We start from the raw sequence: 17,290 nt of genomic DNA, 5'->3' as shown, positions 1-17,290 counted from the left end.
CGCCAATGCTTTTGGGAACATCCTTGTTCCCTAATTCGAGATGCGCAAGGAAGGCGACCCTCAGTTGCGCCCGATCGCGACACATCTCACACGCCCGGTCCACGCCCAGGTCACGCCCGACGACGCCGCCGGTCCGCGCCGCCGCCTACGATTGTGCGGTGCCCCTGTCCGACGCGCCCGCGATCGACCCCGCCCAGGCGGCCACCGCGAGCGCCGCCACAGCCAGCCCCGCCGGTGCCGACCACGAGGTCGCCGTCCAGGTGCGCGGGCTCGTCAAACGCTACGACGGCCGCGCCGTCGTGGACGGCCTCGACCTGGTCGCCCGCCGCGGCGCCGTCACCGCCGTCCTCGGCCCCAACGGTGCCGGCAAGACGACCACCATCGAGTGCTGCGAGGGCCTGCGCTCCCCCGACGGCGGCACCGTCCGCGTGCTCGGCCACGACCCCGTGGCCGACGCCCGCGCGCTACGCCCGCGGGTCGGCGTCATGCTGCAGGACGGCGGCCTGCCCACCGGCGTGCGCGCGCTGGAGCTGCTGCGGCACGTCGCCGCCATGTACGCGGCGCCGCGCCCCGTGGACGAGCTCGCCGAACGCCTCGGCCTGCACGGCTTCGCCCGCACCACCGTGCGCCGTCTGTCCGGCGGGCAGCGGCAGCGCGTGGCGCTGGCCGCAGCGGTGATCGGGCGGCCCGACGTCGTCTTCCTCGACGAGCCGAGCGCGGGTATGGACCCGCAGAGCCGGCGCGCCGTGTGGGACCTGGTGCGCGAGCTGCGGGCCGACGGCGTCGCGATCGTGCTGACCACGCACCTCATGGACGAGGCTGCCGACCTGGCCGACCACGTGCACGTCGTGGACCACGGCCGCGTGATCGCGTCCGGGAGCGTCCGCGAGCTGACCGACGGCGCCGGTGCCGGGCCGAGCTCGATCCGCGTCGAGGCGGCCGCGGGGCTGGACCTGACGGGGCTGCGCGCCGCGCTGCCCGGCGACTGGGTGGTGGGCGAGAGCGAGGCCGGCGTCTACACGCTGACCGGGGCCGTGGACCCGGCGGCCGTCGCCGCGGTGACCGGCTGGCTCGCCGAGCGGGGCGTGCTCGCCCGGTCGGTCACCACCGGTAGCCGCACTCTCGAGGACGTGTTCCTCGACCTGACGGGGAGGAACCTGCGATGAGCGCACCCACACTGCGGGCCGAGCCTGCGGCCGCCCCCGTCCTCCGTCGGATCGCAGCCCAGGCGTCCTTCGAGACCCGCGCGATCCTGCGCAACGGCGAGCAGCTGCTCGTCACGATCGTGCTGCCCGTGCTGGTCCTGTTCGCGCTGGTGCGCACGTCGTTCATCGACCTGGACACGCACGGGTTCTCCCGGGTCGACTTCGTGACGCCCGGCGTGCTCGCGCTGGCCGTCATGTCGACGGCGTTCACGTCGCAGGCGATCGCCACGGCTTTCGACCGGCGCAACGGCGTCCTGCGCCTGATGGCGACCACGCCGCTCGGCCGGTCGGGGCTGCTGGCCGGCAAGGTGCTCGGCGTGCTCGCCGTCGAGGTGGTGCAGGTGGTCGTGATCTGCGGCGTCGCCGTGGCGCTCGGCTGGCGGCCGGAGCTGGGCGCGCTGCCCGCCGTCGTCGGCGCGGGGCTGCTGGGCACCGCCGCGTTCACCGCCCTGGCCCTGCTGCTCGCCGGGACCCTGCGCGCCGAGGGCGTGCTCGCCGTGGCCAACCTGGTGCTCGTGCTGCTCACCGTGGGCGGCGGCGTGCTGCTGCCCGCGCAGCAGCTCGCGGGGCCGCTGTCGCACGTGGCGGTGCTGCTGCCGTCCGGCGCGCTGGGCGAGGCGATGCGGGGCGCGCTGCTGTACGGCGCCGTTCCGCCGTTCTCCGTGGTGGTGCTGCTGGCCTGGACGGCGGCGCTGGGCGCGGGCGCGGCCCGGCTCTTCCGCTGGCACTGATCTCTGCTGCGGCCGCAGGCCCCACCGGGAAACCACCTACCACACACGCATACCCGGGCGGTATGACCTTTTCGTGAGGTTGGCGGGTGAAATTTGCCCATTTAGGGTTCACTTCACCTACATTCCCCAGGGAGGCAGCGTGACTTCCACTCACAGCAACCGCCGTCGGCTGATCGTCGGTGCCGGCATCGCGATCGCCCTCGCGGCGGCCCCGGCGGCAGCGGCCATGACCTCGGCGGCACCGGACGAGGCGCCCGCGCCCGTCGCGGGCGCGCTGATCGAGGACTCGTACATCGTGGTCCTCAAGGACAGCGACGTCAGCAAGAAGCAGGTCCGGAGCGCCGCCAGCAGCCTGGTGCAGGAGTACGGCGGCGAGGTGCGCCACTCGTACACCAACGCGGTGCGCGGCTTCTCGGCGTCGATGTCGGCGGAGCAGGCCGAGCGGCTCGAGGCGGACCCGTCCGTGGCGTACGTGGAGCAGAACCGCGTGATGACCGCGTCCGACACGCAGTCGCCGGTCCCCTCCTGGGGCCTGGACCGCATCGACCAGGAGGCCCTGCCGCTCGACGACTCCTACACCTACGGGAACTCGGGCTCGGGCGTGACGGCGTACATCATCGACACCGGCATCCTGAACAGCCACGAGGACTTCGGCGGCCGCGCGGTCAGCGGCACCGACACCGTGGACGGCGACGACGACGCCACCGACTGCGCGGGCCACGGCACGCACGTCGCGGGCACCGTCGGCGGCTCGGCCTACGGCGTGGCCAAGGACGTCTCGCTCGTCGGCGTGCGCGTGCTGGACTGCTCCGGCTCGGGCAGCTTCGACGGCGTGATCGCCGGCATCGACTGGGTCACGGCCGACCACGAGGCGGGCGAGCCCGCGGTGGCCAACATGTCCCTGGGCGGCGGCTTCTCGCAGGCCGTGAACGACGCCGTCTCCGCGGCCGTCGCGGACGGCGTCACCTTCGCGCTGGCCGCCGGCAACGACTACGCCGCCGACGCGTGCGACGGCTCGCCGAGCTCCACCCCCGAGGCGATCACGGTGGGCGCCACCGAGGACACGGACGCACGTGCCGTGTACTCCAACATCGGCACCTGCGTGGACATCTTCGCGCCGGGCACCGACATCACGTCGGCCTGGTACACGGGTGACAGCGACACGAACACCATCAGCGGTACCTCGATGGCCACGCCGCACGTCGCGGGCGCCGCCGCGCTCGTCCTGGGCGGCAACCCGAGCGCGACGCCGGCCGAGGTCGGTGACGCCCTCACCGGCGCCGCCGTGGCCGACGTCGTGACCGACCCGGGCACCGGTTCGCCGAACCTGCTGCTCAACGTCGGCGGTCTCTGACCGTCCCTCCCGCCCGTGTCAGACGCTCAGGTCACCCCGGTGATCTGAGCGTCTGACACGTCTGTGGCGTTCCTGACAGGTAGTCGGCAAAGAATCACACCCGGTGCGGGACCGGCACGGGAGGCGTCGTCCCCGGCGGGCACTAGCGTGGGACCCGTGACCGCACCCGCCGCCCCCACCTCCTGGATCGACGCGCTCCCCGGCCGCGTGGACCGCTTCCGGCACTGGACCCGCGCCGTCCTGATCGCGAACCTGATCGGCCAGATCGGCATCATCGGGACCGGCGGCGCCGTGCGCCTGACCGACTCCGGCCTGGGCTGCTCCACGTGGCCCCAGTGCGAGCCCGGCAGCTTCACCCCGGTGTTCCACGAGGCCACCACCCTGCACCCGTTCATCGAGTTCGGGAACCGCACGCTGACGGGGGTGCTGGGGGTCATCGCCGTGCTCGTCGCGGTGCTGGTCTGCACCGACCTCAAGCGCACCGCGTCGTACCGGATGCTCGGCCTGGTGCCCGGCGTCGGCGTGCTGATGCAGGCCCTGATCGGCGGCATCGTGGTGCTGCTGCACCTGCACCCGGGCTGGGTGTCCCTGCACTTCGCCGTCTCGGGCGCGCTGGTCGCGGTGTCCCTCTACATGCTGCACCGACACGACGAGGGCGACGCCGCCCCCCGCCTCGTGGTCACGCCGCAGGTGCGCACCCTGACCTGGGTGCTGGCCGGGCTGACCGCCGTCGTCGTGGTGCTCGGCGTGCTCACCACGGGGGCCGGCCCGCACAGCGGCGACTCCGAGGTGGGCTACCGGTTCGCCATCGACCCCGCGCTCCTGACCAAGTGGCACGCGGCCGCGGTGTGGGTCTTCCTGGTGGCGCTGGTCGCCGTGCTCGTGGCGGTCCGCCGGGGCCCCGGCACGGTGCGCCGTGCGGCCGTGATCCTGCTGGTCATCACGCTGGCGCAGGGCCTGATCGGGTACGTCCAGTACTTCACGGACCTGCCGGAGCTGCTGGTCGGGCTGCACATGATCGGCGCGGCTGCGCTGATCGCGGGCACCACCCGGGTGTGGCTGACGACGCGGGTGCGGGACGTGACAGCGGTGGCCGCGGCGTGACAGCGGTCTGACAGCCCCGTGCGAGCGGCCCCACGCACGCTGGGGCCATGAACACGAACGCGATCGAGGCACAGGGCCTCGTCAAGATCTTCGGCGACAACCGCGCCGTGGACGGCGTCGACCTCACCGTCCGCACCGGGACCGTCTACGGCGTGCTCGGGCCCAACGGCGCGGGCAAGACCACGACCATCCGCATGCTCGCCACCCTGCTGCGGCCCGACGGCGGCGAGGCCCGCGTGCTCGGGTACGACGTCGTCCGCGACGCCGCCGCCGTGCGCTCCCTCATCGGCGTGACGGGCCAGTACGCCTCCGTCGACGAGACGCTGAGCGCCACCGAGAACCTGGTGGTCTTCGGCCGCCTGCTCGGCCTGTCGTCGCGTGCCGCGCGGGCCAAGGCCGCCGAGCTCCTGGAGGAGTTCTCCCTGACGGAGGCCGCCAAGCGGCCCCTGCGCGACTACTCGGGCGGCATGCGCCGCCGGCTCGACCTGGCGGCGAGCCTGATCGCCCGGCCGCCGCTCATCTTCCTGGACGAGCCCACGACCGGCCTGGACCCGCGCACCCGCAACCAGATGTGGGACACCATCCGCCGCCTGGTCGCGGACGGCTCCACCGTGCTGCTGACCACCCAGTACCTCGACGAGGCCGACCAGCTCGCCGACCGGATCGCCGTCATCGACCGCGGCAAGGTCGTGGCCGAGGGCACCGCCGACGAGCTCAAGGCCACCGTGGGCGCCCAGTCGCTGCAGGTCGGGCTCGCCGAGTCGGGCGACCTGGGCACCGCTCTCAGCCTGGTGCAGCAGGTCTTCGGCACCGCGGGGACCGTCGCCCCGGAGGGGCTGCGCATCACCGTGCCCGTCCCCCACGCCGAGGCCGTCGCCGACCTGCTCGTCCGGTTCCGCGAGGCGAGCGTGGCCATCGACTCGGTGAGCCTCGACAAGCCGAGCCTGGACGAGGTCTTCCTGACCCTCACGGGCCACGCCGCCGACGACGACACCGCCCCGGCCGGCCCCGCATCCGACCACACCGAGAAGGTGAACGCATGACCACCGCGACCCTCGCCCCAGCGCCCAGCCCCGTCACGCCCCGACCGGCGCGGATCGGGCTGGCCACCACCGTCTCGCAGTCGGTCACCATGGCCTACCGCGGTCTGCTCAAGGTGCGGCACACGCCCGAGCAGCTCATCGACGTGACCTTCCAGCCGATCATCTTCACGCTGATGTTCACGTACCTGTTCGGCGGCGCCGTCTCGGGCAGCGTGGCGGCGTACCTGCCGCTGATCATCCCGGGCATCCTCGCGCAGACCGTGATCACGGCCTCCGTGGTGACCGGCGTCCAGCTCCGGGAGGACATGGACAAGGGGGTGTTCGACCGCTTCCGATCCCTGCCGATCGCGCGCATCGCGCCGCTCGCCGGGGCGCTGCTGGCCGACACCGTCCGCTACGTCGTCGCGACCACCATCACGTTCCTGACCGGCATCGTGATGGGCTGGCGCCCAGGCGGCGGCTTCGGCGGCGTGGTGCTCGCCGGCCTGCTCGTGATCGTCTGCGCGTGGGCCCTGAGCTGGATCTTCGCCTACATCGGCGTGATCGCGCGCTCGGCCACGTTCGTGCAGGGCGTCTCGTTCATGGTCCTGTTCCCGCTGACCTTCCTGTCCAACGCCTTCGTCGAGGTCGACACCCTGCCGGGCTGGATGCAGGCGTTCGTGAACGTGAACCCGGTGTCGCACCTGGTCTCCGCCGTGCGCACGCTGGCGAACGAGGGCCTGGTCACCGCCGATGTCGGCTGGACGCTGCTCAGCGCGGCCGTCGTCGTGGTGATCTTCGCGCCGATCGCGGTCCGGGCCTACCTCCGCAAGGCCTGAGGCGGCCGCCGCTGTCGCTGTCGCGGCGGGGCGGGGCGCCGAACGTAGGGGTGGTCGCTCCATGAGCCCTCATGGAGCGACCACCCCTACGTTCACCGGCTCTGCCGTGAGCGTCTCGAGCCTCGTGAGGGCGTGCGCCGCCAGGGTGTCGCGCGGGAGCGCCGCGATGCGGGCCCGCGCGGCGGCCACCGCGTCGGTGCCGTGCCGCTCGGCAGCCGCCGCGAGGACCGGCTCGCGGCGCAGCGCCATGAAGTCCTGCCGGGAGCCCAGCACCTCGGCCAGGGCCAGCAGCTCCAGCCCGACGGCGGCCCTCGCCCCGCCCGACGCGAGCACCGCGCCCAGCGCGAGGCAGACCGTGCCGAGCACGGGATGGTCGGCAATGTGCCGCATGAGCTCCCGGTACAGCACCACCGCACGACGCCGCACGACGTCGGCCACCTGCTGCGCCCGCGCGTGCTGCCCGGCGTCGACCAGGCGCACGATCCACGCGGACCCGACGATCACCGCCCAGGGCGCGGCCGGGGACGGGTCGGCCCCACCTCCGGCCCCGGCGCCGGAGGCCCCATCCTCACCGAACACCAGGTCGCCCCCAGGAACGGTGAGGTCCGCGAACACCCGCACGGCCTGCTCGTACAGGTCGAGCGCCCCGGCGACGTCGCCCCGCGCCCACGCGATCTCGGCCCGGCCCGCCCGGACCACGGCGCGCGACTCGTCTCCCCCGCGCTCGGCCTGGTCCGACCTGTCCCCGGCGCGCTCGACCCGCGCGCAGATCCGCTCGGCGCCCGCCAGGTCGCCGTCGGCGATCGCGGCCCCGAGGTCCACCCAGTCGAGCTGCCGCAGCGCACCGTCGGCGCCGATCACCGTCAGGCCCTCGCGCGCCACGCGGGACCAGTGCTTCGCGGTCCCGCCGTCCCCCGCGCCGAATGCCGTGGTGGCCAGGAACATCGCGGCACCGGCCCGGCTCGCGACGTCGCCGATGCCCTGGGCCAGCTGGTACGCGCGCTCCGCGCCGGCGAGCGCCTCGTCGAGCCGCCCGGCGTTCTCCGCCTCCTGCGACATGACGAGGTGGGCCAGGAAGGCGATGAGCGGGTCGTCCGAGTCGCGCAGGCCCACCACCGCACCCGGCTCCCCCGCCAGCAGCATGGTCGCCACCGCCCGGGTCCGCGGCCCGACGGCGTCGCCGTGGTCACGCAGCACGCGCCGCAGCCGGGCCAGCGCCCGCAGGTTCGCCGTCGTCCCGGAGAACGCCGTGGTGGCCGCCGCGTACGCGAGCGCCAGGGCGGTGACGTCGGCCTCCGCGGCCGGGACCGCCCAGCCCGTGACGGCGTCGAGGACGGCGGGCGCGAGGTCGGCCGCGCGGTCCTCGGCGCCGCGCAGGGTCCACGCACCGCCGAGCGCCACGAACCCGTGCACGACGACGTCCGGCCGCCCCGCACGCGCCGCGGCCCGGATCGCGAACAGCAGGTTCTCGTGCTCGCACCGCAGGAGGCCGATCGCGGCGACCTGGTCGGACCCGAGCAGCCGCGACGTGCAGTACGTCGCCACGTCCTTGCCCCAGCGCAGCAGCGCGTCGCGGACGGCGTCGTCCTCGCCCGCCTCGGCCAGCCGCAGCAGGCCGAACTCGCGGACCGTCTCCAGCATCCGGTAGCGGACGGGGGCCGGAGCGCCTCCGGCCCCGCCGGACGCGGCGGCGTCCTCCTCGACCACGAGCAGGGACTGGAGCACCAGGCCGTCGATGTCGTCGAGCACGTCGAGCGGCACCGCGTCGGTGGTTCCGACCGCGGGTGCCTCACCCTCCGCGGCGGGCCCGAGCCGGCCGAGCGCCGCCGCTGCCTGCACGGACAGCCCGTCGGGCAGCACGGAGACCCGGCGCCACAGCGCGCGCTGCGAGGGCTCCAGCAGGTTCCAGCTCCACTCGATGACGGCCTCGAGCGTGCGGTGCCGGTCCGGCACGGTGCGGTCGCCGCCGCGCAGCAGGGCGAACCGGGCGCCCAGGTGCCGCTCGATCTCCTCGACCGACAGCGTGCGCACCCGTGCGGCGGCCAGCTCGATCGCCAGCGGCAGCCCGTCGAGCCGGTCGCAGAGGCGTGCGACGACGGCGTCGGGCAGCTGGGCGCCGGGGCGGGCCGCGAGGGCGCGCTGCCGGAACAGCTCGACGGCCGGGCCGCGCCCGGCGCCGGAGTCGCTCGCCTCGCCAGAGTCGCTCGCCGCGCCGGCCGACGCGAGCGGCGCCAGCGGGTACACCTGCTCGGCCGCGACCTGCAGGGGTGCGCGGCTGGTGGTCAGGATGCGCAGGCCGGGCGCGGCCGAGAGCAGCACGTCCGCCCAGCGGGCGGCGCCGTCCGGCACGTGCTCGCAGTTGTCCAGCACCAGGAGCGTCCGGCCGCCGCGGGCCCGCTCCACCATGCGGTCGCGCAGGTCGCCGGCGAGCAGGCGGTCGGCCAGGCGGGTGGACGCCGCGGCCGACGACAGGCCCAGGCCGTCCGCGATCGCGAGCGCCACGTCGTCGTCGGTCCGCACACCGGCCAGCTCCGCCACCGCGACGGACATCCCGCCCGGCGAGCCCGGCGTCGGCCCGTCCTCCGCGACCGTGCGCGCCACCTCCTGGGCCAGGCGGGTCTTGCCGAGCCCGCCCGCGCCGAGGATCGTCACCACGCGGTGCCGCGCGAGCTCGCCGACGACGGCGCGGACGTCGTCGTCGCGGCCGATCAGGGGCGTCGCGGCGGCGCGGAGCCCGCGCACGAAGCGACCGGCGCCAGCCGATCTCCCGACGGCACGCGGGACCGCCTCGGACTCGGTGCCGACGATCCGCTCGTACAGCGTCACCAGATCGGGCGCGGGATCGGAGCCCAGCTCGGCGACCAGCGCGTGCCGCAGCCGCCCGAACACGCGCACCGCCTCGTCGGGACGGCCCGACGCCGCGAGCGCCGTCATGAGGTCGCGCGCGGCGTCCTCGTCGAGGGGGTCGGCGGCCAGCGCGTCCGCGGCGAGCGCCGCGACCTCGACGGAGTCTCCCGCGGCCACGGCGGCCCGGCGCCGCAGCGTCGTGAGCTCGTCGCGCAGCCCTGCTGCGGTCGACCGCAGCTCGGCGGCGACGCCGGGTGCGGCGTCGTCCAGTCCCTCGCCGGGTTCGCCGCGCCAGAGCGCGAGGGCGTCGTCCAGCAGCGCCGCCGCCCGGGCACCCGGGCCGGCCTGCGCTCCCCCGCCGTCCGGCGCCGCGAGCAGCTCCCGGGCCTCCGCGACGGCGGCGCGCGCCTGGTCCAGGTCGCTCGCGCCCCCGAGCGCGTACCCCGCCGTCGTGGACCGCACGACGTCCGGGCCCAGGGCACGCAACCGCGACACGAGGCTCTGCAGCGCCGCGCGCGGGTTCGCCGGCAGCTCCTCGCCCCACAGCGCGTCGACGAGGGCGGACGCCGTCACGGCATGCGGCGCGGCGAGCGCCAGCTGCGCCACGAGTGCACCGGCGCGGGTGCCGCGCGGGGCGACCGGGCCGGCGTCGGACAGCACGGTGACCGGACCGAGAACTCCCACCACGGGCCGGTCCGGACGCGCTCCGGGCCCCTGGGCGGAGTTGACGGGCACCATGCGCGCCACTCTAGATCGTCGGCACCGCCGCCCGCCGCTGTAACCCGCCAGCGGCAGTTTGCCCCACAGACTCGGCAGTTGGCATCGAGCTCGGCACAGCCCTGAGCCGATCTCGATGCCAACTGCCGACAACTCAACCCAACTGCCGACCTCAGCGGGCCGGCCTGCGACGGCCGCCGCCCTGAGTCAGCCCAGGAATGGGTCGGGCCCCCAGGTCACCGAGGTGACCTGGGGGCCCGACCTATCAGAACGCAGAAACTCAGACCTCAGGCGTCCAGAGGTCCTCGCCGTTGGCGGGCGTGCCCACCGCGCCGACGCCGACCGGCACGGCGTCCGGCATGTCGCCCAGCGCGCGCTGCGCCACGGCACCCGAGGAGAAGTTCGCGTAGCACTCCGGGCAGTACCAGTCCGGCGTCGGGACCGGGGTGTCGAAGCCGCCGTAGACCACGTCGGGCTCGAGCTTCATGTTGTCGTGGATGCCCTGGCCCCACACGATGCGCTTGGTGGCGCCGCGCTGACCGCACGACGGGCACGCCGGGCGCATCTGCGCGCGCTGCGACAGCACGGCGTGCGGGTGCAGCAGCGCGTGGCACGGGCCGCACACCAGGAAGGTCTGCTCGATGAGCTCGGCCAGGGGACGCTCGCCGGTCTGGCCGGTGTGGGCGCCGTCGTCGTGCGGGCGCAGCTGCATGACGTCGACGAACCGCTCGCACGACGCGCAGCGCTCCTCGCGGCGCAGGTCCGTGCCCGAGACCTGCTTGTGGCCCAGCAGGCGCAGCACGTGCAGGTTGGGCGACAGCTCGTCGGTCTCGCAGTTGCCGGCGTCGAGCGTGCCGGTGGCGCCGTGCTTGTACTGGTGGGCGATGCCGTCGAGCACGAGACGGGCGTGCTCCTGCGGCAGCCAGCCGGACGAGCGCGCGTACGCGGCGGCGCCGTTGAAGAGGTCGTCCCAGACGACGGGCTTGTCGGGGCCGAAGACCTCGTCGCTGACCCAGTCCTCGCCCTGGCTCGCACCCATGAGCTCGACCGCGGCGACGATGCCCGGCTCGGAGCCCACGACGGTGACGACGACGTCACCGCGCTGGGGGCCGTCCGCGCCGCCCGGCAGCCGGTGCTCGTGGCTACGGCTCGCGATCGCGACCGCCTCGCCCAGCCAGTCCTCGGACCAGTTCAGGTAGACGGACGGGACGAGCCAGGCAGGGAGGGACGAAACGTTGGGAAGCATGTCGGGTTCGCTGGTCACGCGGGGAGAATAGCGCAGCACGGTGACGCCGTTATGACACGCCCGGTGAGCGACCTTCGCGACTTACCCGGACACTTACCCGAACTCGACCACCACCTGGTCGTACCCCAACGGGGACAACATCGCCTCGAGGGTCGCGGTCGTGTTCGCGCGGGCCCGTTCGTCCAGGTCGGAGCCCGCCGCGGCGTCCGAGATCCGGCCCTGCGCCGTCGCGAGCGCCTCCTGCCGGGCGTCCGTGTCGGACTCGAAGAGATCACCCACCCGGTCCACGAGCCCGCGGTCCTCCGTCAGGGCGCGGCTGGCCTCGAGGTCGATGCGCGGCTCGGCGAGCTCCGGCTCGGGAACCGTGACGGTGACCTTCGTGCCGTCCTCGGAGATCTCGATCGCGTCCGCGTCCACGCCCGTGAAGTCCACGTACGCCTCGACGGAGCCGTTCACGGCGAGCACCAGGCGCTCCCCCGCGAGCCAGCTCGGCACGTACTTCACGTCGTTCTCCAGGTCGACGAGCACCTCGTACTGCGCCTCGGCGGCCACGAACCGCGCCAGGTCCTTGATGCTGACCAGCACCGGCGTCTCCGACCGGTCCACCTCGCCCGTCGAGAACGGGTTCATGCTGTCCAGCAGCGTGCGCCAGATCGCGTCGCGGAAGTCGTCACGCAGCGTGAAGACCGCCCCCGCGACGAGTCCGGCGGTCAGCGCGGCGCCCAGGAGGAACCCCAGCACACCCGCCAGCCCGGCGGGCATGCGGCGGCGCGGCCCGTCCGCCGTCGGCCCGCTGCCCGACGGCGTCGGCTCGGTCCTGGAACCCACCTGCTCGGTCTCTACCTCGGTGCCCGTCATCGCCGCGCCCCTTCCCGGGGAGATACCCGACATATCTCCCACCCAGGTGTCCCACGCTAGCCCCCACCACTGACACTCGCGCAGAAGTCCCGCGCCCTCAAGGCGAGCGCCAGAAACGACTTCGGTCGGTTGCCCCGAGATCGGTCAGTCGACCGACCGATCTCGAAGCAACCGACCGAAGTCAGCAATCACCGCGAACCAAGTTTTTACCCTTAGTTCTTGCGGTACTCCCAGGGGCTGTCGACCGGGCGCAGGGTCTCCCAGTCGGAGGCCCGGCCGATCGCCGCCGCCAGCACGCCCGCGATGGTCGCCGCGTTGTGCAGCCGGCCCGCGAGCGCGAGCGCCGCGGCCTCCTCCAGCGGCACCGGCACCACGACCATGTCGGCCTCCTCGGCCTCGCGGGTGTGCCGCTCGTCGTCGGGCACCGGCGTGAGGTCGCGCGCCAGGTACACGCGGACGGCCTCGTTGCTGCCGCCCGGCGTGGGCAGCAGGTCGAGCAGCACGTCCCAGGAGCCGGCGTTCATGTCCGCCTCCTCGGCCAGCTCGCGGGCCGCGGCCACGTGCGGGTCCTCGCCGTCCAGGTCGAGCAGCCCGGCGGGCGCCTCCCAGAGGAAGGCGCCGACCGGGTGCCGGTACTGGCGCAGCAGCAGCACGTTGCCGTCGTCCGTCAGCGCCACCACGACCACCGCGCCCGGGTGGTCGACGTACTCCCGGCGGACGATGCCGCCGGCCTCGCCGAGGTCGACCTCGTCCGAGACCATGTCGACCACAAAACCCTGGAACGGTACGTCGAGCCGCCGCGCGGGGCGGGGGTCGATGACGTCCGTGACCTCGTCGCTGCTCATGCTGTCCCTCCGCCGCACCTGCCGACGATCCCCGGTTTCACGAGGACTGCTTCTCGAGCGCCGCCGCGATCAGACCCGCGAACAGCGGGTGTGCCCGCGTGGGGCGCGACTTGAACTCGGGGTGCGCCTGCGTGGACACGAAGTACGGGTGCGTCTCGGCGGGCAGCTCCACGAACTCCACGAGCGACGAGTCGGGGGACGTGCCCGAGATCAGCAGGCCGGCCTCCTCCAGCTCGCCGCGGAACGCGTTGTTCACCTCGTACCGGTGGCGGTGCCGCTCCGTCACCTTCTCGCTCCCGTACGCCTTCGCGACGACGGAGCCGGCGGTGAGCGACGCCTCGTAGGCGCCCAGGCGCATGGTGCCGCCCATGTCGCCCTCGCCCTCCACGATCGACTTCTGCTCGGCCATGGTCGCCACGACGGGGTGGCTGCTGGTCGGGTGGAACTCGGTGGACGACGCGTCGGCCCAGCCCAGCACGTTGCGCGCGTACTCGATCACCATCGACTGCAGGCCCAGGCAGATGCCCAGGGTCGGCACCAGGTTCTCGCGCGACCAGCGCAGCGCCCCGACCTTGCCGTCGATGCCGCGCACGCCGAAGCCGCCCGGCACCAGCACCGCGTCGACGCCCTCCAGCGAGGCCTGGGCCCCCTCCGGCGTCTGGCAGTCGTCGGCCGCGACCCAGCGGATGGCCACCTTCGCGTCGTTGGCGAAGCCGCCGGCGCGCAGCGCCTCCGTCACCGACAGGTAGGCGTCCGGCAGGTCGATGTACTTGCCGACCAGCGCGACCTCGACGTTGTGCTCGGGCTCGTGCACGCGCTCCAGGAGCCGGCTCCAGCCGTCCCAGTCGACGTCGTGGAAGGGCATGCCCAGGCGGCGCACCACGTAGGCGTCCAGGCCCTCGGCGTGGATGACGCGCGGGATGTCGTAGATCGACGGCGCGTCGGCGCAGTTGATGACGGCCTCGTTGTCGACGTCGCACATCAGCGCGATCTTGCGCTTGATGCTCTCGGGCACCACGCGGTCGGAGCGCAGCACGATCGCGTCCGGCTGGATGCCGATCGAGCGCAGCGCGGCCACGGAGTGCTGCGTCGGCTTGGTCTTCAGCTCGCCCGAGGGGCCGATGTACGGCACCAGCGACACGTGCAGGAAGAACACGTTGTCGCGGCCGAGCTCGTGCCGCACCTGGCGCGCGGACTCGAGGAACGGCTGCGACTCGATGTCGCCGACGGTGCCGCCGATCTCGGTGATGATCACGTCGACGGCGTCGGACGCCTGCTCGCGCATCCGGAACTTGATCTCGTCGGTGATGTGCGGGATGACCTGCACGGTGTCGCCCAGGTACTCGCCGCGGCGCTCCTTGGCGATGACGCGCGAGTACACCTGGCCGGTGGTCACGTTGGACGAGGCGGGCAGCTCGACGTCGAGGAACCGCTCGTAGTGCCCGATGTCCAGGTCGGTCTCGGCGCCGTCCTCGGTGACGAAGACCTCACCGTGCTGGAACGGGTTCATGGTGCCGGGATCCACGTTGAGGTAGGGATCCAGCTTCTGCATGGTGACGCTGAGGCCACGCGAGCGGAGCAGGCGACCGAGCGATGACGCCGTCAGTCCCTTGCCGAGAGAGGACGCCACACCACCGGTGACGAAGATGTGCTTGGTCGGCGTGGAGGCGCCGGACCGCTGACGGGACTGGAGACTGCTTCGGTGTTCGACCACGGAACTCCATCCTAAACGAGGTACGGCGTGCTGGTGGTGTAACGACCGGCACACGCGCTCGCCGAGCGGGGACTTTCGACCCTTTGGGTCGAGTCTGCCCCTGCTGCGGCCTTTGCGCTCGCTAAGTCAGGTCTTCCTGGAGAACTTCCTCCCCAACGTCCTGAGCAGGGGCCCGACGGCGGCCCGCAGGTCCCGGTCCAGCAGCACCGCGACCACCGCGGTGACGACGGCGGCCAGCAGACCGAACGCCAGCCCGAGGCTGAGATCGGCGGCGAACGCACCGCCGTCGAACTCCACCTCGCCCGGGGTCGAGCGGGAGGCCGAGAAGAACGAGCCCTCGGACAGGCCGAGCTGCCAGGGCGCCCCGAGCCCGGCCGCGGCCCCGACGGCGGCCGCGACCAGGAGCACGAACAGCGCCCGCCAGACGCCGCCCAGCGCGTCCCGGCCCAGGTGCCGGCGCACGGCCAGGAGGAGGCCCAGGCCGGCCACGACCATCCCGGCCGTGCCCACCGCGCCGAGGGCCGCCATGACGTCGGTCCGCAGCGCGAGGTCCACGCAGCCGGCGCGCGCGCAGGCCGGCTCGCGGCCGGCGAACAGCACCGGCACCAGCGCCGCGCCGACGGCCGCCACGCCCCAGCCGCTCGCGGTCGCGGTGACCGCGGCCCGCCCGTGGTCCACGGCGTACAGCGCGCGCGACAGGTGCAGGATCAGTGCGAACCCGATCAGCCCCGGCGCCATCGCCATGAGCCCGGCGGCCAGGCCGGGCGCGTCGCCCAGCACGATGAGGTCGAAGACCCGCTCGACGAACGGGGCCGCCGCGACGAGCGCGGCCATGCCGAGCGCCGTGACGAACAGCAGGCTGCGCGTCGTGCGCGCCACCAGGCCGCGCAGCTCCCCGAGCCGGCCCGCGGAGGCGTGCTCCGCGAAGTGCGGGAACGCGCTGGTCGCGATCGGGAACGCGAGCACCGCGTAGGGCAGCAGGTAGACCTGCTGCGCGTACAGGTAGACCGACAGGGTGCCGTCGCCGCCCGCGGCGTTGGCCGCGCGCAGCGTCAGGAACACGGACAGCTGCTGCGCCACGAGCGCGCCCACGCCCGCGAACGCCAGGCGCGCGGCCCGTGGCCCCTCGCCGGACGGGAAGCGCAGCGTGGGCCGCAGCCGCAGCCCCGTGCGCCACACGGGCACCACGAGCGGCAGCGCCAGGAACAGGACCCCCACCGTCGTGCCCCAGGCCAGCCAGACCAGCGCCTGGGACGAGAGCGCGGCGACGTCCTGCTGGTCGCCGTCGGCCAGCACGGCGAAGACGCCGTAGACCACGATCACGACGAGGCTGGAGACCAGCGGCGCGAACGCCGGCCAGAAGAACCGCTTGTGCGCCTGCAGGATGCCGCCCAGCACCACGGCCAGCCCGTACAGCGGCACCTGCACCGCGAACACCCGCAGGAAGGCCGTGGCGACGTCCACCTGCGCCGGGTCTTCCAGGCCGGTCAGGCTGATGACCGGACGCGCGAGGAGGGCCGTCAGGGCGGCCAGCGGGACCAGGATCAGCAGCGTCCAGCCGAGCAGGGCCGACGCGATCCGCGAGGCCTGCTCCTTGGACGCCGCGGTGCCGTCCGCGGTGAACGCAGCCCGCGCCAGGGGCCCGGCCAGCAGCGGCACGACGGCGCCCGCCAGCGCCCCACCGGCCGCGACCTCGAACAGCAGGTTGGGCAGCTGGTTGGCGGAGTTGAAGACCGTCCCGACGCCGTCCGACCCCAGCCACGCGCCCTGCGCGAGCCAGCGACCGAATCCGACCAGGCGGCTGGCGAGGGTGACGACGGTGACGAGCAGCGCCGCGCTCGCCAGGGACCGGGTGCGGCTCACGCGCCCGGGGTGGCCACGGGCTTGGTCTGCGCGAGCTCGGCCACCGAATCCTCGACCGCCGGAGCCGGACGGCGTCCGAGCATGTCGATCTTGTTCAGCCACTCGTTCCCGGCGATCACCTTGGAGAAGCTCACCTTCTCCGAGGCCACCATGAGGCCGACGACGCCGGCGAGCGTCGCCCAGCGCACCGCCCGGGGCGTGTTGAACGCGACCTGGCTGCCGACCAGGGCGCCGAGGGCGTTGGCGCCGCCGTCGCCCAGCATGTCCTTCTCCCCCAGGTCAGCGGGCGCGGCCGCGGCAGCGGCCCCCAGGGCGGCGCCCGCGGCGCCGGTGCCGGCGAGCGCGAAGGGCAGGCTGGCGGCGACGCCGACCTTGAGCGCCCGGCCCGGCCGCAGGTCGAAGAGGTTGACCAGGTTCGCGGTGCCGCCGATGAGCGCGCCGTTCAGGCCGATGTCGACGATGTGGCCGAACGCGGTGCGCGCCGTGCGGGGCGTGCCGACGGCCGAGGCCAGCAGCGCGGAGCCGGAGATGCCGAGCACCTTGAGGCCGCCCGTCGTCAGTCGCCCCTCCTTGAGCGCGCCGAGGTGGCCGCGCAGGCCCTTGGTGCGGGTCTCGGTGTCCTCGGCGATGTCGTCGTAGAGGCCGAACCCGCCCGCGGCGGCCGTGGCGAACGCCGTCGCGCCCGGGGCGGTGCCACCGGAGACCGCGGCGCCGGCCACGAGGCCCGCGGTCACCGCGGGGCCCTCCAACAGGCTGATCGGCTCGCCGCGGTGGTTGGTCCGCGTCCACGTCTTGTCGCCACCGAGGCCGCCCTCGGTGACCCGCTCGTCGAGCTTGCGGCGCGCGAACGCGGTCGCGACACCGGCCACGACACCCGCGACGATGAACCTGCCTGCACCCATGACTACCCCTCAAGTCCGTTTCGGTCGGTCGCCGACCCCTGCG

The 17,290-nt window shown here is 74.0% G+C and carries 13 protein-coding genes; 6 read left to right on the top strand and 7 right to left on the bottom strand.

What is annotated here, in order from left to right; all coding sequences use genetic code 11:
* Positions 1-158 precede the first annotated feature (158 nt).
* The 6 genes from H291_RS0100140 (at position 159) to H291_RS0100115 (ending at position 6,255) form a co-directional block, all read left to right on the top strand.
* Entirely contained in the window at positions 159-1,166 is a 1,008-nt protein-coding gene (locus tag H291_RS0100140; RefSeq protein WP_020012939.1) for an ABC transporter ATP-binding protein, read from the top strand.
* Complete coding sequence (locus tag H291_RS0100135; RefSeq protein WP_020012938.1) at positions 1,163-1,936, top strand: ABC transporter permease; 774 nt, start codon at positions 1,163-1,165, stop codon at positions 1,934-1,936. The genes H291_RS0100140 and H291_RS0100135 overlap by 4 nt, the downstream gene beginning before the upstream one ends.
* Positions 1,937-2,075: 139 nt before the next feature.
* Entirely contained in the window at positions 2,076-3,290 is a 1,215-nt protein-coding gene (locus tag H291_RS0100130; protein WP_020012937.1) for a S8 family peptidase, read from the top strand.
* 156 nt (positions 3,291-3,446) lie between these two features.
* Positions 3,447-4,394 carry a COX15/CtaA family protein gene (locus H291_RS0100125; protein WP_020012936.1) on the top strand — a complete coding sequence of 316 codons (948 nt, stop codon included), beginning with the start codon at positions 3,447-3,449 and terminating at the stop codon, positions 4,392-4,394.
* 47 nt (positions 4,395-4,441) lie between these two features.
* On the top strand, positions 4,442-5,437 hold the full coding sequence (locus H291_RS0100120; RefSeq protein WP_020012935.1) for a daunorubicin resistance protein DrrA family ABC transporter ATP-binding protein: 996 nt from the start codon (positions 4,442-4,444) through the stop codon (positions 5,435-5,437).
* Positions 5,434-6,255 (top strand): ABC transporter permease, encoded by an 822-nt coding sequence (locus H291_RS0100115; RefSeq protein ID WP_020012934.1) that lies wholly within the window; start codon positions 5,434-5,436, stop codon positions 6,253-6,255. Before H291_RS0100120 ends, H291_RS0100115 begins: the two co-directional genes overlap by 4 nt.
* Positions 6,256-6,324: 69 nt before the next feature.
* Here the strand turns inward: H291_RS0100115 and H291_RS0100110 are convergent, their stop codons facing one another.
* From H291_RS0100110 to H291_RS28035, 7 genes are all read right to left on the bottom strand, one after another.
* On the bottom strand, positions 6,325-9,840 hold the full coding sequence (locus H291_RS0100110) for an AfsR/SARP family transcriptional regulator (RefSeq protein WP_020012933.1): 3,516 nt from the start codon (positions 9,838-9,840) through the stop codon (positions 6,325-6,327).
* A gap of 259 nt (positions 9,841-10,099) precedes the next feature.
* On the bottom strand, positions 10,100-11,083 hold the full coding sequence (locus H291_RS0100105) for a hypothetical protein (protein ID WP_121387844.1): 984 nt from the start codon (positions 11,081-11,083) through the stop codon (positions 10,100-10,102).
* A 75-nt stretch (positions 11,084-11,158) separates the two neighbouring features.
* Positions 11,159-11,923 carry a DUF4230 domain-containing protein gene (locus H291_RS28040; RefSeq protein WP_020012931.1) on the bottom strand — a complete coding sequence of 255 codons (765 nt, stop codon included), beginning with the start codon at positions 11,921-11,923 and terminating at the stop codon, positions 11,159-11,161.
* 212 nt (positions 11,924-12,135) lie between these two features.
* Positions 12,136-12,768 (bottom strand): NUDIX domain-containing protein, encoded by a 633-nt coding sequence (locus H291_RS0100095; protein ID WP_020012930.1) that lies wholly within the window; start codon positions 12,766-12,768, stop codon positions 12,136-12,138.
* A gap of 37 nt (positions 12,769-12,805) precedes the next feature.
* Positions 12,806-14,482 (bottom strand): CTP synthase, encoded by a 1,677-nt coding sequence (locus H291_RS0100090; protein WP_020012929.1) that lies wholly within the window; start codon positions 14,480-14,482, stop codon positions 12,806-12,808.
* Positions 14,483-14,608: 126 nt separating this feature from the next.
* The gene (murJ, locus tag H291_RS0100085) at positions 14,609-16,345 is read right to left on the bottom strand and encodes a murein biosynthesis integral membrane protein MurJ (RefSeq protein WP_020012928.1); all 1,737 of its coding nucleotides are present in this window, start codon (positions 16,343-16,345) and stop codon (positions 14,609-14,611) included.
* Positions 16,342-17,247, bottom strand: coding sequence for a hypothetical protein (locus H291_RS28035; protein ID WP_020012927.1), 906 nt, complete (start codon positions 17,245-17,247; stop codon positions 16,342-16,344). The genes murJ and H291_RS28035 overlap by 4 nt, the downstream gene beginning before the upstream one ends.
* Between the last annotated feature and the right edge of the window lie 43 nt (positions 17,248-17,290).

Source organism: Promicromonospora sukumoe 327MFSha3.1, from assembly GCF_000385135.1.
Taxonomy (GTDB): domain Bacteria; phylum Actinomycetota; class Actinomycetes; order Actinomycetales; family Cellulomonadaceae; genus Promicromonospora; species Promicromonospora sukumoe_B.
Note: the sequence above shows the minus strand (reverse complement) of the source record. Positions and strands in the feature narration are given on the sequence as shown.